21 protein-coding genes are annotated in these 19,913 nt (G+C 38.8%); 11 read left to right on the plus strand and 10 right to left on the minus strand.

Going from position 1 to position 19,913, the window contains the following annotated elements; genetic code table 11:
- Positions 1 to 2: 2 nt before the first annotated feature.
- Together EHQ52_RS07000 and EHQ52_RS07005 are read right to left on the minus strand one after the other, a co-directional pair.
- A complete protein-coding gene (locus EHQ52_RS07000) occupies positions 3 to 812 on the minus strand; it encodes a hypothetical protein (protein WP_135614511.1) in 810 nt (269 codons plus the stop codon).
- On the minus strand, positions 799 to 1,224 hold the full coding sequence (locus EHQ52_RS07005) for an ABA4-like family protein (protein ID WP_135614512.1): 426 nt from the start codon (positions 1,222 to 1,224) through the stop codon (positions 799 to 801). The genes EHQ52_RS07000 and EHQ52_RS07005 overlap by 14 nt, the downstream gene beginning before the upstream one ends.
- Positions 1,225 to 1,345: 121 nt before the next feature.
- Here EHQ52_RS07005 and EHQ52_RS07010 point away from each other — a divergent pair, with 121 nt between their 5' ends.
- Positions 1,346 to 1,996 (plus strand): TetR/AcrR family transcriptional regulator, encoded by a 651-nt coding sequence (locus EHQ52_RS07010; RefSeq protein WP_135614513.1) that lies wholly within the window; start codon positions 1,346 to 1,348, stop codon positions 1,994 to 1,996.
- A 5-nt stretch (positions 1,997 to 2,001) separates the two neighbouring features.
- Here EHQ52_RS07010 and EHQ52_RS07015 read toward each other — a convergent pair whose 3' ends face one another.
- The 4 genes from EHQ52_RS07015 to EHQ52_RS07030 are packed head-to-tail and all read right to left on the minus strand — an operon-like array spanning position 2,002 to position 4,118.
- Positions 2,002 to 2,817 carry a PhzF family phenazine biosynthesis protein gene (locus tag EHQ52_RS07015; protein ID WP_135614514.1) on the minus strand — a complete coding sequence of 272 codons (816 nt, stop codon included), beginning with the start codon at positions 2,815 to 2,817 and terminating at the stop codon, positions 2,002 to 2,004.
- Between the two features lie 17 nt (positions 2,818 to 2,834).
- Positions 2,835 to 3,224 carry a DUF423 domain-containing protein gene (locus EHQ52_RS07020; protein ID WP_135614515.1) on the minus strand — a complete coding sequence of 130 codons (390 nt, stop codon included), beginning with the start codon at positions 3,222 to 3,224 and terminating at the stop codon, positions 2,835 to 2,837.
- Complete coding sequence (locus tag EHQ52_RS07025; RefSeq protein ID WP_135614516.1) at positions 3,205 to 3,795, minus strand: hypothetical protein; 591 nt, start codon at positions 3,793 to 3,795, stop codon at positions 3,205 to 3,207. The genes EHQ52_RS07020 and EHQ52_RS07025 overlap by 20 nt, the downstream gene beginning before the upstream one ends.
- Positions 3,792 to 4,118 (minus strand): TRL-like family protein, encoded by a 327-nt coding sequence (locus tag EHQ52_RS07030; RefSeq protein WP_135614517.1) that lies wholly within the window; start codon positions 4,116 to 4,118, stop codon positions 3,792 to 3,794. The genes EHQ52_RS07025 and EHQ52_RS07030 overlap by 4 nt, the downstream gene beginning before the upstream one ends.
- A 145-nt stretch (positions 4,119 to 4,263) precedes the next feature.
- Between EHQ52_RS07030 and rocD the strand changes: the two genes are divergently transcribed.
- The 4 genes from rocD (at position 4,264) to EHQ52_RS07050 (ending at position 7,975) form a co-directional block, all read left to right on the plus strand.
- On the plus strand, positions 4,264 to 5,499 hold the full coding sequence (gene rocD, locus EHQ52_RS07035) for an ornithine--oxo-acid transaminase (protein ID WP_135614518.1): 1,236 nt from the start codon (positions 4,264 to 4,266) through the stop codon (positions 5,497 to 5,499).
- A gap of 26 nt (positions 5,500 to 5,525) precedes the next feature.
- The gene (locus EHQ52_RS07040) at positions 5,526 to 5,855 is read left to right on the plus strand and encodes a hypothetical protein (protein ID WP_135614519.1); all 330 of its coding nucleotides are present in this window, start codon (positions 5,526 to 5,528) and stop codon (positions 5,853 to 5,855) included.
- Between the two features lie 141 nt (positions 5,856 to 5,996).
- Complete coding sequence (locus tag EHQ52_RS07045; RefSeq protein WP_135614520.1) at positions 5,997 to 7,775, plus strand: cation:proton antiporter; 1,779 nt, start codon at positions 5,997 to 5,999, stop codon at positions 7,773 to 7,775.
- Positions 7,776 to 7,783: 8 nt separating this feature from the next.
- Positions 7,784 to 7,975 (plus strand): DUF1289 domain-containing protein, encoded by a 192-nt coding sequence (locus tag EHQ52_RS07050; RefSeq protein WP_135614521.1) that lies wholly within the window; start codon positions 7,784 to 7,786, stop codon positions 7,973 to 7,975.
- A gap of 1 nt (position 7,976) precedes the next feature.
- On the opposite strand, the gene EHQ52_RS07055 is transcribed toward EHQ52_RS07050, so the two are convergent.
- Positions 7,977 to 9,101, minus strand: coding sequence for a glycosyltransferase family 4 protein (locus EHQ52_RS07055; protein WP_135614522.1), 1,125 nt, complete (start codon positions 9,099 to 9,101; stop codon positions 7,977 to 7,979).
- Positions 9,102 to 9,241: 140 nt separating this feature from the next.
- Between EHQ52_RS07055 and folE the strand changes: the two genes are divergently transcribed.
- On the plus strand, positions 9,242 to 9,793 hold the full coding sequence (gene folE, locus EHQ52_RS07060) for a GTP cyclohydrolase I FolE (protein ID WP_008591026.1): 552 nt from the start codon (positions 9,242 to 9,244) through the stop codon (positions 9,791 to 9,793).
- Here the strand turns inward: folE and EHQ52_RS07065 are convergent.
- Positions 9,750 to 10,490 carry a lysophospholipid acyltransferase family protein gene (locus EHQ52_RS07065; protein WP_135614523.1) on the minus strand — a complete coding sequence of 247 codons (741 nt, stop codon included), beginning with the start codon at positions 10,488 to 10,490 and terminating at the stop codon, positions 9,750 to 9,752. The two genes, folE and EHQ52_RS07065, sit on opposite strands and share 44 nt — an antisense overlap.
- Positions 10,491 to 10,644: 154 nt before the next feature.
- Here EHQ52_RS07065 and acs point away from each other — a divergent pair, with 154 nt between their 5' ends.
- The 5 genes from acs to mtnP all read left to right on the plus strand — a co-directional run bounded on the left by acs (position 10,645) and on the right by mtnP (position 17,649).
- Positions 10,645 to 12,612, plus strand: coding sequence for an acetate--CoA ligase (gene acs, locus EHQ52_RS07070; protein WP_135614524.1), 1,968 nt, complete (start codon positions 10,645 to 10,647; stop codon positions 12,610 to 12,612).
- Entirely contained in the window at positions 12,609 to 13,406 is a 798-nt protein-coding gene (locus EHQ52_RS07075) for a cobalamin-binding protein (RefSeq protein WP_135614525.1), read from the plus strand. Before acs ends, EHQ52_RS07075 begins: the two co-directional genes overlap by 4 nt.
- A 66-nt stretch (positions 13,407 to 13,472) precedes the next feature.
- Positions 13,473 to 15,068, plus strand: a complete 1,596-nt coding sequence (locus EHQ52_RS07080) for a methyl-accepting chemotaxis protein (protein ID WP_208653494.1) — start codon at positions 13,473 to 13,475, stop codon at positions 15,066 to 15,068.
- Positions 15,069 to 15,115: 47 nt separating this feature from the next.
- Positions 15,116 to 16,705 carry a methyl-accepting chemotaxis protein gene (locus EHQ52_RS07085; RefSeq protein WP_135614527.1) on the plus strand — a complete coding sequence of 530 codons (1,590 nt, stop codon included), beginning with the start codon at positions 15,116 to 15,118 and terminating at the stop codon, positions 16,703 to 16,705.
- Positions 16,706 to 16,785: 80 nt separating this feature from the next.
- Positions 16,786 to 17,649, plus strand: a complete 864-nt coding sequence (mtnP, locus tag EHQ52_RS07090; RefSeq protein WP_135614528.1) for an S-methyl-5'-thioadenosine phosphorylase — start codon at positions 16,786 to 16,788, stop codon at positions 17,647 to 17,649.
- On the opposite strand, the gene EHQ52_RS07095 is transcribed toward mtnP, so the two are convergent.
- Positions 17,640 to 18,497: an alpha/beta hydrolase gene (locus EHQ52_RS07095; protein WP_135614529.1), complete on the minus strand. Its 858-nt coding sequence runs from the start codon at positions 18,495 to 18,497 to the stop codon at positions 17,640 to 17,642. The genes mtnP and EHQ52_RS07095 overlap by 10 nt on opposite strands.
- Positions 18,494 to 19,855, minus strand: coding sequence for an alkaline phosphatase D family protein (locus EHQ52_RS07100; RefSeq protein WP_244244816.1), 1,362 nt, complete (start codon positions 19,853 to 19,855; stop codon positions 18,494 to 18,496). The genes EHQ52_RS07095 and EHQ52_RS07100 overlap by 4 nt, the downstream gene beginning before the upstream one ends.
- Positions 19,856 to 19,913: the final 58 nt, after the last annotated feature.

Consider the following 19,913-nt stretch of genomic DNA (forward strand, 5'->3'; position numbering starts at 1 on the left):
TATTAGATCAAAGGACGACCAAGCATCGCGTGAAAGAATACAGCGCCAACTAAGATCGCGTAACCTATAGAAACAATTTTAACGATCAGAGTGTCCCAACTTTGTTTGATCGCAAAAAAAGCAAACAAAGGAAGAATTTGCAAAGCATGTATCCCAACAAAATGCGCAATACGAATATCTCCTCCGTTCTTACTCCAATTTACCAAAGGTAATCCAGGACCTCCGTCAGGAACTCCCACAGAGTGAGCAAGTCTCGCAGACATAAAAACTCCGATCACAGAAGCAATTGCAAAGATCCAAAGAGAGGATCGAACTGCTATCAAAACGCGAGAATCTAATTTAGAACCTAAAAGTCTGAACTTTTTATCCATCCATATCGAAACAGGGATCATCGGAAATATAAACATTCCCATAATACTATAGATCGCTCCATCAAGCGCAGAAGATTGGTTGAAGTGAGATTGTACTCCTCTCGCTGATTGCAAAGTGATGAGCACCAATTCAACTGCAGTAGAGATCACAAAATATTTTTCTACTCTATCTCTGAAGATTGGAAAGTCTCCCAGCAATTCCAAGAACCAAGCCATGGTCCAAAGAAAGATCCCAATCGAAATTGCAAACTTGATTGGTTTAATCCAAGTATTGACCCCTACTACAATTCTTGGATCGATTTGGGAAAGAAGAATGTAAACTGGTATTAAAAGTAAAGATACCAACCCAGTATAAAAACTTAAACTTCTGTTTTTTCTTAAAGTATAGAAAAAACCTTCTGACTGAGAATGATTCGGATATAAAACGTTAGATGCTTGCATAACTTCCTCCTTTTCTCCAACGAACGATTTGAAATAATAAGTAACCAATTGGTCCAAACATCAGTGTGAAAAATAAACAAGGAATAAGTATCCATCTGGAAATTCCTAATTCTTCTGCTTCCTTAGTTTCCCAAATTCCAACGAACAGGTCGAATGCAAGATAGTGAACCCAACCTGCGAGCAATACCCAAGGATTAGCGAAAAGTTTAGTCACACCTTCCAAAGATCCAAAATCGAATCCTCCTCTCGCATGAAATGCAAGTATCAGCAAATATAATCCGGAAAGGATCAAAGGCCAAACCCCGTTCCTTACCAATAATTTGGTTACCTTAGCATTTGGCAGACCTGCGAGTAATAACCAGCCTATCATCGCAAAATTGCTAGCCAGTTTAAATGTTAGTTCTGGAGTCATAAAACCTCGTCCTTTCCCGATTTAAGCTGGGATTTACTTGAAATTCTAGGACCTAGTCCCAGAATGTTACTATTGGTAACACTAAATGTTACCAACGTCAACATTTTTTAGGAAATTTTTTATGCCTGCAAAGAAAAAAATGAAAAAGCCAGAAGGTTCCTATCACCATGGAAATCTGGCAGAAACCCTAAAAACACTAGCACTTAAACGTCTGGAGATAAGCAAAGATTCAGCGTTTACGATCAGAGAGATCGCAAGAGAAGCGGGAGTAAGCCATACTGCTGCTTATAGACATTTCCCTTCTCACAGGGACCTTCTCGCCGAAATTTCCAAGGATGGGTTTATAAAAATAACGGAAGAATTTACAAAAGCGGAGAATACTTCTTCTCCTTCTGATCCGTTTGATAGATTAAGAAGACTAGGACTTGCTTATATTTCTTTTTGTTTGGAGAATGTCGGTTATTACAGGGCGATGTGGCATATAGATCTTGGGCCCATTGGTGATTTAGAAGATCTATCCGAAGAGGGTAAAAATTCTTTTTTAAAACTTTGGGAAACTGTATTACTTTGTGAATCTCACAAGATCAATAAATTCAAAGCAAAAGAAATGGCTACTGCGGCCTGGTCATTAGTTCACGGATATTCAGTTCTTCTTAACGAATGCCAACTGAATAATCCATTATTACAAATTGATAAGAACAACGCTTTGCAGGAAGCGGAGAAGATATTACAAATCATAGATGCGGGTCTGAAAAATAAATCTTATAAGTAAAACTTTTACTCTATATAAAAGACACCTTTCAGATATAGTTTGCAGTTTCCTCCAATGCGGACTCTTTCTCCTCTATTCTCGCAAACTAAATGTCCACCTCTTGCAGAGGCTTGGTATGCATTCAGTTCCTTCTTCCCAAATTTTTCAGACCAAAAAGGGATCAATGTGCAATGAGAAGAACCAGTCACTGGATCTTCTAGAACTCCTTTTGCTGGAGCAAAAAATCTAGAAACAAAATCGTAGGACTTTCCACTGTCTGCGGGAGCAGTCACAATCGCCGCAAAGAATGGAAGATTTTTCAGAGCTTCATGATTCGGGATTAAATTTCGGACATCTGATTCTTTTTCGAAAACAAATAAAATATCTCGAGCTTTCAAAATCTCTTTTGCTTTTATATTAAAACAAGAAGCAACATCGTCCGGTGAATATTCAGTCTTTACCGGAGGCCTTGCAGGAAAATCCAAATAGTATTTTCCATTCTGTCTAAACACTTCCAATACTCCACTTTTAGTATGAAACTTTAAAGAAGGAATGTCGGATCTATTTTCCAATACTTCATAAATTGCAAATGCGGTTGCAAGAGTTGCATGGCCACAAAGATCCACTTCTACACCTGGAGTGAACCATCTTAGATCATATTCTCCCTTTTCTTTTCTTGGGCGAAAGAATGCAGTCTCTGATAAATTATTCTCTGCTGCTAGATCGATAAGTTTGGAGTCTGGCAACCAGTCTCCTTCCCAGGGAACAACTGCTGCAGGATTTCCTTTGAATAAAGAATCTGTAAATGCATCTATTTGAAAAATCGTATATTCGGTTTCCATATTACCAGATAGAGAATTTATTCTTTATCTGAAAAAGCAGAATAAGCGATCGAAGCCCAGCCAGTTAAAAATGCCAATCCACCAAAAGGAGTGATCGCACCTAAAATTCTGATCCCTGTTAAAGAAAGTGCATATAATGAACCGGAGAAGATCAAGATCCCACTGAAGATCAGCCAAAAACCAATTCTTCTAAACTTGGATTCTGAAAGTTTTCCACTCAATGCTAATACAAATAAAACTACTGCGTGGATGAGATGATATCTTGCTCCAGTTTCGTAGATCACAAGCAAGTCAGGAGTTAATATTGATTTTAATCCGTGAGCTCCGAACGCGCCAAGAGCTACTGCTAAAAAACCTAATATTGCAGATAAGAATAATGGAATAGAGTTAGAATTTTTGGATGCCATAACTATAAAACCTCAGACATTTTCTTCTGAATAATCCGAAGATATAGGCGGTATACTCTACGTCCAGCCTACTATCGAATAAGGCTTCAATAGAATTCAACTTCATCTGTTCGTCTATCTCTTCGTAAAAACTTTTGTTCCCGAAAGTAAAATGGATCGGGATAAATGCTTCGTTAGATCCTCGTTTAATTGGAAGAAACAAACGTACACCAAATTGACAGCCCTTACTTTCTCCTTTGAATTTTACAATCCTATGTTCAGACCAATCCCAACCATCTAAAGACGCATGAAACATATCTTTATGAGGAAGAGAAGTTGTAGTTCGGATATACCCATCAAAACCACCGGTCCGTAGCTTAGTGGATGATTCTCCGTAATGGATAGAAGGATCCCTAAAATTTGCACCATTCAAATGAACATCATTGTCAGGTGGAATTCCAATCCCTGTAGGATAAGGTTCAGGGTTCCTGCGAACCAAGGCCTTGTTCGCCCCACCCATCTGGATACAACTAACCAACTCAGTAAAGATCAGAATTAGAAAAAAGGTCCGTTTATAAGGATTGAGTTTCATTCTTTTTTAAGAAGTCTTTGAGGAAGTTTCACTCCAATACCGGTGACGCGGGTGCATTTCTCAAAATAAAGAGCGAATATAAAGGATTTGTAACTATAATCCGTTTGAACATCGAATAGAAGGTCCGCTTTATCCTTAATTGCATTTTGGACAGCAGCTTCGTAACTCTCATCACCGGTATAAACTGCCCAAAGCCAACTAGTTCCGCAGGAAGTACCTTCTAATTTTCCTACCGGTTCCATTCCTCTTACATCAGAATAACTTTGAGAATAGTACCAGCCTGGAGATTTGATATTCGTATAAAGGCAGTTCGTAAGGAACATAATCGCAAAAACGATCGGTATAAAAGCTGATATTTTCGGGGAAGAGAATTGCATGCGATAAATTTCAACAAGTTGAAACACAAAAGTCAAGGTAAAATACCGAAATCTCCTTGTGTGACTCTTGAACTGGTTAGAATCGAGTACGATGCACACGCAAACTTCCCAATTTTACTTCGATACTGAAAAAGAGTACGGAGCATTTAACTACGAACCTCTTCCCGTTGTGTTGGAGAAAGGGAAAGGTATCTTTCTTTGGGATACAGATGGAAAAAGATATTTTGATTTTTTATCTGCATACAGCGCAGTGAACCAAGGACATTGCCATCCTAAAATTATAGAAACGTTAAAGGCCCAATCCGAGAAACTAACTCTTACTTCCAGAGCATTCTATAATGACCAACTAGGTCCTATGGAAAAATTTTTATGTGATACGTTCGGATTCGATAGAATGGTCCCAATGAACACTGGAGTAGAAGCCGCCGAAACTTCTGTAAAACTCGCAAGAAGATGGGCGTACCAAATAAAAAAAGTACCTGCAGATAAAGCTAAGATTGTTTTCGCTTCTGGAAATTTTTGGGGCAGAAGTATCGGTGCAATTTCCGCTTCTACTGATCCTACTAGCAGAGGGGATTTTGGTCCCTTTGTTCCAGGATTTTCTATCATTCCATTTAACGATACAGAAGCTTTAAAAAAAGAATTAGAAGACCCTAATGTAGCTGCGTTCATGGTAGAACCAATCCAAGGAGAAGCAGGAGTAATCGTTCCGAGAGAAGGTTATCTAAAAGAAGTCCGCAAACTATGTTCCGAGCATAATGTACTTTTGATCTTGGATGAAGTACAAACCGGTCTTGGTAGAACTGGAAAACTTTTAGCAGCGGATCATGAGAATGTAAAACCGGATTTGCTAGTACTCGGCAAAGCTCTGTCCGGAGGAACCCTTCCTGTATCTGCAGTTTTGAGTTCTGATGAGATTATTCTTACCTTAAAACCAGGAACCCATGGTTCTACATTCGGTGGAAATCCATTAGCCGCAGCAGTTGCCAAAACTGCCATCCAAGTATTATTAGAAGAAAATCTTTCAGAGAACTCGGAAGCGAGAGGGACAGAATTCCGCTCTTCTCTACATGCTTTGAAATCTGAATATCCTGATAAAGTCAAAGAGATCAGAGGGAAAGGATTGTTAAACGCAGTGGAATTTTTCCCGGATGCGACTGGTCCAAGAGCAAAAAAAATCTGCTACAAACTTTTAGACTCTGGAATTCTCGCAAAACAAACTCATGATCATACGATCAGATTTGCTCCTCCTCTTTGTATTTCCAAAACGGAATTGGAAGAGGCGACTTCTCTCATTCTTCAGACAATCCGTAAAACCCTTGACTAATCTTTCGAATTCGTTTTTTTAAAAGAATGTCGGCAGAAGACAAAAAGTATATCCGGGTTTGGCAAAAACTGAGCATAGGCGAAGTTTCTTCTCAATTGATGATCATAGATGATCTATACGGAACTTGCGGAAAATGTAAACATCTGGGACTGAACTATACTAAGGACAAATCTTGTCCTGAATGCGGGACCAAATTCAAATATCTGGCAACAAACTTAAAATCTCCAGCAGACATCACCAAAGTATTGGCGAGAATAGAAAAAGAAAATTTAGATTTTATACTGATCGATAGAGAAGATTATACTTTATCCAAAGCGAAAGACGCTGTTAAGGATCTATTCAAGTCCAACGACTAAAATTTCTCTTGGAGCATTGCTCCCTCATTCTCTGGATACGAAAATTCATATTAAAAAGTGAATGGACTATATTCATTTAATAATTTCTTTTTGTAATATCCTTCCAACAAAACTAATCTAAGGGGAATTCATACCGAAAAGATGGAACATCATTCACTTACTCTATTAGTTGATATCGCCCTAAGTATTATTTTCGCGACCTTCTTCGCAATCATAGCAAAAGCAGCAAAACAACCTCTTGTATTGGGTTATGTAATCGCGGGACTAATCATCGGTCCATTATTCGGACCTTATGTAGGCGGGCAGCTTACCATTGGTTATGTTAAAAGTGAAGAAAGTATAGAGCTGATCTCAGAGATCGGTTTGATCCTTTTATTATTCATCATCGGTTTAGAGATCGACCTAAAAGAATTAGCCAGAATGGGGCGATCCATGTTTGCTCTGGGGGTTTTACAATTCTTCTTAGGCGTTGCGGCCGCTTGGTTTGCATTCCGCACATTCTTCCCACCTGCTCCTGGAAATTTTGATCTTCTATACTTTGCGATCGCACTTTCTCTCAGTTCCACGATGATCGTGGTCAAACTTCTACATGATAAGTTTGAGATCAGCACTGTTGCAGGACGACTTACGATTGGGGTTTTGGTCTTACAAGATATTTGGGCAATTCTATTTATGGGGATCCAGCCGGACTTACAAGATCCTCAGATCATAAATGTACTTATCTCTTTAGCCAAGGGTATCGTTCTAGTTGCGTTGGCTTTTGCAGTCAGTCGTTTTATTTTATCTTATTTATTTTTATTCGCTGCTTCCAAACCTGAATTAGTTTTGATTACTTCAATTGCTTGGTGTTTCTTCTTATGCGGCGTCGCAGAAAAATTCCAACTTTCTAAAGAGATGGGAGCCTTGATTGCTGGTGTGAGTATCGCTGCCTTCCCATATGGTGCAGATGTAATCAGTAAACTTTCCGGGATCAGGGACTTTTTCATTACATTATTTTTCGTAGCTCTTGGAATGAAAATCCAGGCTCCAAGTGCAAGTGATTTAGGTTTAGCATTCTTGGCAGTTGGATTTGTTTTAGTGAGCAGGGTTATAATCATTGCTCCAACTGTATTTTTCTCAGGCAAAGGTTTAAGAGCAGGGATTGTAGCAGGTCTGAACCTGGCGCAAATTTCAGAATTCTCTTTAGTAATCTTAGCGCTCGGAGTGCAAAAGGAACATATAGGAAAAGATCTGCAAGCGATCGTTCTTACTTCTATGATCATCGCTTCTATCATTTCCACTTATGTGATCTTGTTTAATGATAAGATCGCGAGGGGAATTATTGCCTTCTTATCTATTTTCGGAGTGAAAGAAAACAAAGAGCCATTAGAGTCCCAAGTTACCGGCGAGACAAAAAGAGATATCGTAGTATTAGGATATTTCAGAATAGCTCAGGGTTTGATCGATGGGATAGAAAATGATAAACCTTCTTGGCTCAAAAGAATGTTGGTAGTGGATTTTAATCCGATCTATAGACAAACTTTAGAATCTAAAGGAATTCGTTGGGCATACGGAGATTTAGCAAATCCGGAAAGCCTTCATCATTTAGGAATAGAAGAAGCAAGATATATTGTTTGTACAGTTTCCGATATGATCCTAAAAGGAACTACAAACCGCAGATTATTAGAGTCCTTAAAAAGTATCTGTAGGCATCACCAACCTAAGATCATTCTAACTACGGATGATCCAAAAGAGGCAGAAGTTCTTAGAAATAATGGAGCGGCCCATGTAATCGTTCCAGGTAAAATTTCAGGACTTTCTCTATTTACTGAATTGTCTGGAATGGTAGATCAAAACGGAAGCGTTACAATTGCAAAATCCGTAAAAGCAAAACCTAAAAAAACAACGTCGAATAAGAAGAAGGTCAAAAAGACCAAGTAGTTCTTAAGATGATTGTTCGTTCTCCATGCATCAAGATCTGCAATATGGATTATGACACCGGTCTCTGCGAAGGTTGTTATCGCACCTTAGAAGAGATCGGCAGATGGACTATGTATACGGAAGACGAAAGAAAAACGATCCGACTCAAAATAGAAGAAAGAAAAATTTCCCTCGGAAAACCTTCTTTCAAAAATCCTTAATTCAGTTCTTCACTAATTGCAGATATTCTTCTACGACCTCAGTCGCAGATTTTTTCCAATCAAACCTTTTAGAATTTTTTAAACCAACTTTGGTTTTAGAACTTAGAAGTTTAGGGGAATCTAATAATTTCACTAAGCCAATTTCGAAAGAATGCGAATCTGTTGGATCAAAGAAGAATGCGGTATCTTCTAAAATTTCAGGAAGAACACTTGAGTTAGAAGAATATACAGGACATCCGCATGATTGAGCTTCTACAGGAGGAAATCCAAATCCTTCGTACAAAGAAGGATAAACAAGTAACCCTGCTGCAGAATATAAAGTGGCCAGTTCTTGTTCAGACAGATAAGGAACTAGTTTAATTCTATCTTCCCAACCTTTTGCTTCTTCAGCTAAATAGTCAGGAAGTTTTCCGCCTGAGCCTGCGATCACCCAATCTGCTTTGATCTTTTTTTCGGACCAAAGTTTTTTGAGAGAATTAAGAACAAATCCTAAATTTTTATGCTCCTTTCCGATCCCAACGCTAAGTAAGTATCCAGGTTTGAGTCCATATTGTTTCAGGAACTTCTTCTTTTCTAAATCGCTTTTAGGTGAAAATATTTTTGAGTCCAAGCCGTTATAGATGGTTCTTATCTGTGATTTGGAGAAAGAAAAAACTTCTATAATGTCTTTTGCAGTAAAATCGGAAACAGTAATTATCTTTTTGGCCTTCTTCCTAATGAGCAAAAACACAAACTTCATATACGCTTGTTTCAAAAAAGAAGAATGGAACTGTTTCATTCTGAATGGAATAATATCGTGAATGGTAACAACACAACGATCTAAGAATTTTAAAGGCGCGTTAAAATGTGGGATATCCAACAGGTCAAAATCTTTCATTTCAGGAATGCCGAACCATTCTTTGATAGAATAAATCCCTGCATTGTATTCCAAGATTTCGTAATTAGCTAATACCTTAGGTGAAAGATTCTTTTTTATAAGAGTAGGATTTCCAAGAAGAACGATCTGGATTCCTTTCTTAGAAGCAATATCTCCCAGCCAATGTAAAAGTCCTTTAATTCTGGAACCGATCCCTGAATGGGTAATCATCCTTGCGTCGTATCCGATCTTGATCTTTCTGGCCATCATTGAAAATTAAACCATCGTATAGTTTGAAGTAGGAATGGCAAGCCAATCGCTTTTCCCCTTGAAAAGAGAACTAATTTACCAAGACTTGTCCAGACGAGTCTAACTACATACATTTTCGAAGCGAAGAACGGAGAGACACCTTGGAAAACGAAGTAACGAGTATATTAAAAGCAATCGGAGAAGATCCGAATAGAGAAGGACTTTTAAACACTCCTAAAAGGGTCCGGAAAGCTTATGAATTCCTGACCTCCGGTTATAAGGCAGACATTGATACAATTGTGAACGGAGCGATCTTCGAAGAGGACAGCCAAGGTATGGTTCTTGTCAGAGACATCGAAATGTATTCTCTCTGCGAACATCATCTTCTTCCATTTTTTGGAAAGGCTCACGTAGGTTATATTCCGAACAAAAAGATCATAGGGATTTCGAAGATCCCTCGTATCGTAGACGTATTTGCAAGAAGGTTACAGGTTCAAGAAAGAATGACTGAACAAATTGCATACGCCCTAATGGAAGTTTTAGATCCTTTGGGCGTTGCAGTAGTCATCAAAGCAAAACATCTTTGTATGATGATGAGAGGTGTCGAAAAACAAAACTCCGAACTTTTCACTTCTTGTATGCTCGGAGAATTTAAAACGAATATGGTGACTAGGAGCGAGTTTCTAGATCTAATCCGGACTGGCTCGACCTAGAAGATTTAGATCTAAGCTCTTCCGCTTTTTGCTCTGCTCGATTTTTATTTTCGAGCATTGCTTTCTCCACTCTTAGTCTTTCTCTTTCGAAGCCAGCCTCATCTAGATCTCTTGGGATCATGATTGGTTCCCCGTAAGAGATCACAAAGGTTGTAAAAGGTTTTGGGATCCTATGTTTATCCCAAGACTTCTCCGCGATCCATTGTTTTGTACATTCATAATGAAATGGTAAGATTGGGACCTGAGCGACTTGGGCGGCAGCAATCACCCCAGGTTGAACGATCCAAGCAGGACCTCTGGGCCCATCAGGAGTAAATGCTGCAGGAAGATTTTTTCTTAAATGAACGATCATTGCCTTAAGCGCTTTTGATCCACCCTTTGAGGAACTACCACGAATACTTCCGTTACCGAATCTATGCACTACTCCGGTAATAAAATCTCCGTCCTTAGATTCTGAGATCAAAACTGCTAACTTACGATTCTTATTCAAGTATGGTGAATAAAGAACGTTCGTATGCCAAACACATAGGATAAATGGCTTCTTCAAAGGATAAAGAGAGTTAAAATGCTCCTTACCTAATTCCACCTTTCTTGAGGTGAGTCCGATGATCCTTTGTAAAAAAACTACAATTGTAGGCACCAACCAAACTAAGAACCTACGCTTAAAACTTTCCCGAGTATCCAATTTTTCCGACATTGAGGCGAGCCTGGTTAGATGCGGTCGGGGGGCATTCTTTTTTTTACATAACGAGGTGGATTTTATACAAAAACTCTATTAAAAGTTAATGAGAAGAATGAGTGGACAATACCGAAATTAAAAAGTTTCGTATTCGATTGCGAAGGAATAAGCCATGTCGAAAGAAAGAATCGTCCAGCCGTTCGCCAATTTCAAAAAAACGGCAAATATCAACCTTAAAGATTATAAGGCATTATACAAAGAATCCATAGAGAATCCTAAAAAGTTCTGGGCCAGAGAAGCTTCTACCAGACTTACCTGGTTCAAAAAGTGGACCAAAGTTTTAGATCATGATTTTAAGAATGCAAAGGTAAAATGGTTCGAAGGAGGCAAGATCAATGTCTCTTATAATTGCCTCGATCGTTATATCGATACCCCTTTAAAGAATAAGGCGGCTATCATTTGGGAAGGGGATAATCCCCAAGAATCTAAAACTTATACCTATTACGATCTTTATCGTGAAGTGAATAAGTTCGCAAACGTTCTGAAAAATTCAGGCATCCGAAAAGGTGACGTGGTCATGGTTTACCTACCAATGATCCCTGAACTTGCCATTACAATTCTTGCATGTACTAGAATAGGCGCGATCCACTCAGTAGTGTTCGGAGGTTTTTCTCCGGAAGCTCTACAAAGTAGGATAGAAGATTGTAAACCAAGACTGATTATAACTTCCGATGGAGGTTATAGAGGCGGTAAAAGTCTGGATCTAAAAAAAGCAGTCGATACTGCTTTGGATCAATCTTCTGAAAAAGTAAATAATGTAATCGTTGTCAGAAGAACTGGACAAGAAACAGAACTAAATTGGAAAGAAGGAAGAGATCGTTGGTGGCATTATCTAATAGGTGATCCAAATCTCCCTGCGTATTGTAAGCCTGAACAAATGGATTCGGAAGATCCTTTGTTCATTCTATATACTTCAGGTTCTACAGGAAAGCCTAAAGGAGTTCTTCATACTACTGGAGGATATCTTTTAGGGGTCAATATGACCTTTCATTATGTTTTTGATATCAAACCTACAGACACATATTGGTGTACTGCTGATATTGGTTGGGTAACAGGTCATAGTTATTTAGTGTATGGTCCGCTTTCTAACGGAGCCACTTCTATCATGTTTGAAGGAGTTCCTACATACCCTGATGCGGGAAGATTCTGGGATGTGATCGATAAACATGGAGTCACTGTATTCTATACTGCACCAACTGCTATTCGATCTTTAATGAGAGAAGGAACAGATCGTATTGAAAAAAGAAACCTAAGTTCTCTTAGATTGATCGGATCAGTAGGAGAACCTATCAACCCAGAAGCATGGGAATGGTATTTTAAACATGTAGGGAAATCCAAATGTCCTATCGTAGATACTTGGTGGCAGACAGAAACTGGAGCCATCATGATCTCTCCTTTGCCTGGTGCAATCGCTCAAAAACCAGGATCTGCTACTCTTCCATTCTTTGGAGTACAGCCTGTTCTTTTAGATGATGAAGGAAAAGAGATCAACTCCAAAGGAGAAGTTTCCGGTAATCTCGCAATCAAATCTCCTTGGCCTTCTATGATGAGAGGAGTGTTCAAAGACCCGAAAAGATTTTTCGATACCTACTTCTCCGTTTATAAAGGTTATTATTTTACAGGAGACGGAGCAAGAAGAGATAAAGACGGATATTATTGGATCACTGGTCGTGTGGACGATGTGATCAACGTATCTGGTCACAGGATCGGCTCCGCAGAAGTAGAAAGCGCACTCGTAGAAAATCTTTCCGTAGCAGAAGCAGCGGTTGTAGGATTTCCACATGATATCAAGGGCCAAGGAATTTATGCGTATGTCACAGTGAAAGAAGGTGTGACTACGAATGATTCTCTTAAAAAAGAATTGATCGCCACTGTTGAAAAAATGATCGGAAAGATCGCAAGACCTGACGTGATCCATTGGGCACCTGGGCTTCCTAAAACCAGATCCGGAAAAATTATGAGAAGGATCTTGCGTAAGATTGCTTCAAGCGAGTTCGAAGGTCTGGGAGATATCTCTACCTTAGCAGATCCAAGCGTAGTAGAAAAATTAATAGATGATAAGAAGAAGTATCACAGTTGAATAAAATCGGTCCGCAAAGAATCGTATGTTTAACTGAAGAGACTACAGAACTTCTCTATTTATTAGGGGAAGAAGAACGGATCGTAGGAATTTCCGCATATACGGAAAGACCTCCTCATGCAAAAGAAGAAAAGCCTAGAGTATCTGCTTTTATTAACGGAAACATAAAGAGGATCAAGGAACTAAATCCGGATCTGGTTGTTGGTTTTTCGGATATTCAAGCACAACTTTCTCATGATCTAGTAAAAGAAGGACTGAATGTTCTGATCACCAACCAAAGAAGTTTGGAGGAAATTTTCCAAACTATTTTGATGGTGGGATCATTGATCGGAAAATCGGAACAGGTTTCTAAACTTGTAGAATCGTATAAGAAAAAATTAAAAGATATCAAAGAACGTTCTTCTTCTAAACCAAAACTTAAGGTATTTTTCCAAGAATGGGACCATCCGATTATCACCGGGATCAGATGGGTTTCCGAATTATTGGAGATCGTTGGAGCTATAGATTGTTTCGGTCATTTGAAAGAAAAGTCCATGGCCAAAGACAGGATCGTAAGTCTTCATGAAGTAGCCGATGCAAAACCGGATCTGATCATCGGAAGCTGGTGCGGAAAACCTATGGACTTTGAATGGGTACGTACTAGGGAAGAATGGAAAGACATTCCAGCGATCAAAAAGGATAAAATTTTCGAAATGGATCCTGCGATCATTTTACAACCAGGACCAGCCTTATTCGAAGAAGGTATCCTAGAAATGGATCGTATTTTAGAAGAAGTGAGATCTTCTCTTTTTTAAGATCCGAAACTAATATTAGGCGAATTTAATAAATTAAAATCTGCCGGAAGGTGAATGATGAATTCCATGGTAAATTCCGCGATCTCTAAAGAATCGTCTATAGCGAAAATCTGGACGAACGGTGCTATCGTTATCAACCGTATCCGATTAGGGTTAGTAGTTCTTTTTATTCTAACCTTGATCGGAGTTTCTAAAACAAATCACCCTACTCAGGTAATCGCTCATTCTGTAGGAACAGGCTTGATGGCATTATACTGTATCTTCGAATTTTTCCTGGCGAGAGGAGGAAAGGTTGGGATCGGATTCCAAAAGACATTAGTGATTTTGGATGTAATCATTCTTTCTGCGATTATGGCAGCGGACTGTAGTATCGGTCCAATAGTGGCGAGAGATACTCTTGCAAACATGATCCTATTCTTCATTTATTTTTATATAATGATCTATTCTTCTTTATTGGGAGAAAAAAAATTCGTACTTCTTATCGGCCTATTAACTGCTATCGGAGTTGCAATTGCACTTTATGTAGGTTGGAAAAGTGGACTTGTATTAACTGAGAACGCAAGTAAGGCAAAAGACCCTGACACTTTGATCTTCTCAGTTCAAATCGTAAAGCTCGGTTTTATGATCACTGCAAGTGTGATCTTATACCAATTGATGAGATTATTCGAAAACCTAACTGCAGAAGGTTCTAGATTATTTGGAGAATCCCAAGTATTCTTAACTCAAATTAAAGATAACCAAAACATCATTCGTAACTCAGCAGAAAACTTAGAAACATCTATTAAAGAATTTGCAGGTTATATCGCAAGAACTGGAGAAAAAATGGAATCCCAGGCTGCTGCTTTGGAAGAAGTGAACGCAGTATTAGAAGAACTTTCTGCCTCTTCTATCAATAATACACAATCTATTGAAACTCAGAATGAAGGTATTTCAGGTCTTGCTTCCAACTCTCAAAAGTTGGGAGGAATTATAGGAGATATTACAGAATACAGCGAAACACTTTCCGTATTTGCAGAAGAGAACAAAGCGGACATGGAGAATGTGACCATTGCCGCTGAAAAAACGAATTCTTATCTCGCAGACATTGCAAACTCATTCAATAGAGTAGATGAGATCAATCAGATCATGGGGGAAATTGCGGATAAAACTAACCTTCTCGCATTGAACGCATCTATCGAAGCAGCAAGAGCTGGAGTCGCAGGAAGAGGATTTGCGGTAGTTGCAAACGAAGTCAGCAAACTCGCAGACTTCACTTCTGAAAACGCCAAATCTATTTCTTCTATCGTGAAACAATCCCAAAGTTTTATCAACGAAGCTAAGGTAGCTTCTGCAGAAACTGGAGATCTGACCGAAAAACAAAAGTTCAAATTAACACAAACTACTGATCGGATCCTAAAAATGAATGAGCTCTATAAGGAGCAAAAATTTATTCTTAAAAGTTTCCTAAACGAATTGGATACAATCAAGTCCGCATCCACAGATATTCTTGAATCTACTAAAGAACAAACTCTCGGCCAGAACGAATTGATGAAGACGATGAGCCAATTGGAAAAAGACATAAACGAGATCAGCGAAGAATCCACCAAATTAAACACTGAGATCGATAAGATCAATAGCCAAGCTTCAGAGTTAAGAGTATTAAGCGGACATTCTACCGAATAAAAGAACTCCAACGTTAGTCTAGCCCGGGAAATTCCGTCTATTGATGGATGGAAACTTCCCATATAAAAACAGAGTCCACGATCCTACAGATCTGGAAGAATGGCGCTATTGTAATCAACCGAATCCGATTAGGTTTGGTCGTACTTTTTATCATTTCCTTAGCCGGAGCTTATAAAAGTTTTCAGCCCTTACAATTTATGGTCCACGCGGGCGGCACAGCTTTCATGGGGCTTTATTGCATTTTCAATTTTGTAGCGAATCGCAAAAGGAATATGTCCATCGGATCACATAAACTTTTCGTTTTATTCGATGTGAATGTTCTAAGTGCCACGTTGATCTTGGATACTTTCGTTTCTCCCGATGTAGCAGCCGGAACATTAAAGAACGTAGTATTATTCTTCATCTATTTCTATATAATGATCTATTCCTGCCTTTTGGGAGAAAGGATCTTTGTTTTGGTCGTTGGTGCATTTTCCACCGCGGGTGCGATAGTTGCCCTCGTATGCGCACTTCAAAACGGAGTTGGATTTGTAAATGATCCAGAATCAGCAAAACTTCCTTATAATATAAGCGGTTCTACTGAAATTATCAAGATTGCATTCATATTTGTCGCAAGCGTGATACTCGCTCAATTGATGAGGCTATTCTTAAGACTAACTGTAGAAGGAAACCGACTTTATACAGACTCAAAAGACTTGCTCGAAAAATTAAGCGAGAACCAAACAATCATTAAGGATTCTGCAATTAGTTTAGAAGATTCTATCGTTAAATTCGCTCAATTTATCAATCGTACAGGAGAAAAGATGGAATCCCAAGCTGCCGCCTTGGAAGAAGTCAACGCAGTATTAGAAGAACTTTCTGCTGCTTCTACAAATACTTCTATGTCTATTGAATCTCAGAATATAAGCTTAAGCGAACTTGCTGATGATTCTAAAAAATTGGGAGAAATAGTTTCTAATATTACAGGTTATAGTGAGGCACTTTCCACATTCGCAAATGATAATAAAGCAGACATGGAGAATGTTACTATCGCTGCTGAAAAAACAAAATCTTATCTGGCAGATATCGCTGGCTCCTTCGACAAAGTGGACCAGATCAACCAGATCATGGGAGAAATTGCTGATAAAACAAACCTTCTTGCATTGAACGCATCTATTGAAGCGGCAAGAGCAGGAGAAGCAGGAAGGGGATTCGCAGTAGTTGCAAACGAGGTCAGCAAACTCGCAGATTTTACTTCCGAAAACGCAAAGTCAATTTCAGCAATCGTAAGACAGTCCCAAAATTTTATCCAAGAAGCAAAAAGTGCTTCTGCTGAAACGGGAGACCTGACTGAAAAACAAAAATTTAAGATCTTGGAAACTTCTGACAAGATCGTTCAGATGAATAAACTTTATCTGGAACAGAGAAATATTATACGTAAGTTCTTAAATGAATTAGAAAGTATCAAATCAGTTTCGAACGAGATCCATGAATCTGAAAAGGAACAATCCGTGGGCCAACAAGAAATGATACGGACCATGTCCCAATTAGAAAAAGATATTAATGAAATTAACGAAGATTCAGCTAGCTTAAACTCAGAGATCGATCGGATCAAAACAAAGGCTTCTGAACTAAAAGTATTGAGCAATAATTCCTAAAACCTTTTCATTTCCTTCTTCTTTACAATCGGACCCATATTTCGATATATGGAATTTATTCCGATTCAAAGGAGAAGGATATGGGGACTAAAGTAAAAGCTGCAGTTATCGGAGGCACAGGTCTCTATAGCCTGGACGGAATGGAACTTGTAGAGGAAGTTCTTCCGGAAACTCCTTGGGGCAAACCTTCCGACACGATCAAGATCGGAAAGATCCACGATAAACTAATCGCATTTCTCCCTCGCCATGGTGTGGGACATTTTATTATGCCTCACGAAGTTCCAATGAAGGCGAATATCTGCGCTCTTAAAATTTTAGGAGTAGAAGAGATTGTAGCATTCAGCTCCGTCGGGAGTTTGAGAGAAGAGATCAAACCTTTGGATTTCGTTCTTCCAAGTCAGATCATAGACAGAACAAGAGGGAGAGAGTCCACATTCTTTGGAAAAGGTGTGGTGGCTCACGCTCCTTTCGCAGATCCTTTCTCTCAAAATTTAAGCGATAGAATTAATAAAGCCGCTGCAAAAGTAAATCTTCCGATCCACCAAAACAAAACTTTGGTTTGTATGGAAGGTCCTTTATTTTCTACAAGAGCGGAATCTCATATGTATCGTTCTTGGGGTGGAGACATCATCAATATGAGCGTTCTTCCGGAAGCAAAACTTGCAAGAGAGGCTGAGATCGCTTACCAAATGGTCTGTATGTCCACGGACTACGATTGTTGGAGAGAGAATGAAGAAGCAGTTACTGCAGAAATGGTAATGGCAAACTTAGGAAAGAATGCAGAGAATGCTAAAAAACTTTTAAGCGCTTTGATCCCTGCACTTGGGAACGGAGACGATCTTAGTTTAAAGAATAGCACCAAGTATTCTATCATCACAGCTCCTGAACGCAGAAACCCGGATACTGTTGCAAAACTGAAAGTATTATTCCCAGATTATCTCTGAGAGTTTGATTTTCTTCGGTTTAGATGAACAGATCCTAAAATATTAGCTAGTCCCTTTTGGTATTCTGGAAAGAAGGAGAGATTATTATGATTTCCTCCTTCTATTTCTAAAAATTCTATTTTTACTCCTGATTCCAAAGCAGTCTTGAATAATTTTTTTCCTTGTCTGAATGGAACGATCTCGTCCTCATTTCCATGTATAATCGTCGCAGGAGAATGGATTTTTCCTATCTTGTTTTCTGATTTAAGAGAATAAGCCAAAAACCATTCAGGTACAAATGGATAATATTCTTTTGCGAGATCCGCCAAAGAAGTATAAGGAGTTTCTAATATAATATAACCTGGATTTGTTTTGGTCCCTAAATCTACTACAACTCCAGTTCCGATAGATCTTCCATAAAGAATGATCTCATTTTCTTTTTTTAATTTATCCGTTTTCAAATATTCGTACCAGCGTTCTGCATCCTGGTACATTCCCTTCTCACTTAACTTGGCCCTACTTTTACCGTAACCTCTATAATCTGTCATGAGAAGGTCCCACCCTCGCGGAACAAAGTCCTCAGCAACACCTCCCCAACTTCTTAAACTTCCTGCGTTTCCATGAAAATAGAGGACCGTGCCCTTAGAAGGTCCTTGGGCTGGGAAGAATAATGCATACACCTTCTCTCCATTTTCCAACTCCAGAGAAACTTCTTGAAAAGTATAAGGAAAGGAGAAGTGAAAGTCCTCGGGTAAAATTTCTGGGAAGAAGATCAGCTTGTCTTGATTTGAATATAATAAGCCGAAGAGTCCCAGAAAAATAATAAATATGACCGAGAGAAGATATAACATAAACTTTTGGATTTTCATTTGGCCTGAATATCCTTGGACCAAAGTTCTTTTCCGGCAGAATCAAAAACTCTAAACACCAAGCTCCTTTGTTTTAAAGGACCTGTAATTTCTATTATTCCAAAATTCCTTTTGTCATCCACCATTGTGCCCTCAATCCTTAATGGATTTTTTTCGGTAATAGGCGCATGGGTAGAAGAAGTTAAAGGTGAAACAGTAAAATCATATACTGGATATTCGAATCCTTCCTGGATATATGATAATTCCGTAAAGTGTCTGTCCCCGGTCAAAAATACCAGGTTTTTTATCTTCAATTTTGAAATTTTGGAAAGAAGTTTTTCCCTTTCTTCTGCGTATGTTGAATAATTTTCAAAGACGGTTAACGGATTTAAGACCTGGCCACCTACAACCACAAACTTAAAAGTCGCTTTGGAGAATGCTAAGCCGTTTACAAGCCAATCCAGCTGTTCTTCTCCAAAAAATGATCTGGCCCCAGTTTTATTATCGTTCGCAGTCCTAAAACTACGATCGTCCATCAAAAAGAATTGTGCATCTCCCCAAGTGAAAGAACCATATATTCCTTTTTTTGAATAGTTTGGGTTAGCCCAAAATAATTTGAAAATTTCTTCTGCGGTAGCTCCCATCCAAAAGGAAGCGTCCCCATCATTAGGCCCCCAATCATGATCATCCCAAACTGCATAATGGTGAACATTTGCGAGTAATGGCTGGAGTTCCGCCAAAGATCTTTGTTCAGTATAACGATAAATGAATCCAGTGCGAGATTCCCAATCAGGTTCTCTTAGATAAATATTATCTCCGCCCCAGAGCATGAAGTCCGGTTTTTGAGCAGAGATAGATTTGTAGATAAAGTACTCTCCTCCGTATGGTTTCGCTTGCGTATCATACTTAGTATCGTTTACGAATGCACAACTCCCCAAAGCAAATTTGATATCCGGAGGCCCGCTTTGTTTTCCAATCCAAATGGGTTGTGTTCTAAATTTTTGTTCTGATTTAGGTTCTTGATATTTTCCATTTACATAAATTATATAATCGTATGTTTTTCCAGGTTCCAATACGTCAGCGATTAGATGGGCAACATTTCCTTTATGATGTTCAGTAGTTACTTCGCGAGTTACCTGGCTTTGTTCTGAATTTCCGGAAATAAAATATTTCGCATAAACTTTAGAAGGGTTCTTAGTCTGGACCCAAATTTTCACTTCCTTATGAGTTGAGTAACCTAACATCGGCCCTGATTGGATACTAGAAGGCGAAGCTGTGTCGGTTGACTGACTTTTTCCATAAATTGCAAAATCGAAGTAAAAGAATCCAAACAGTAAAAACAACAAAGAGGTGGATGATAAAAGCAATCTGCGTCTCATTGTCATGAAATATCTTGAAGCCGCTGGCTTCTTTCAAATCAAAAAAAAGGGAAAGAAC

Origin of the sequence: Leptospira koniambonensis (genome assembly GCF_004769555.1) — a bacterium.
Lineage (GTDB): Bacteria > Spirochaetota > Leptospiria > Leptospirales > Leptospiraceae > Leptospira_B > Leptospira_B koniambonensis.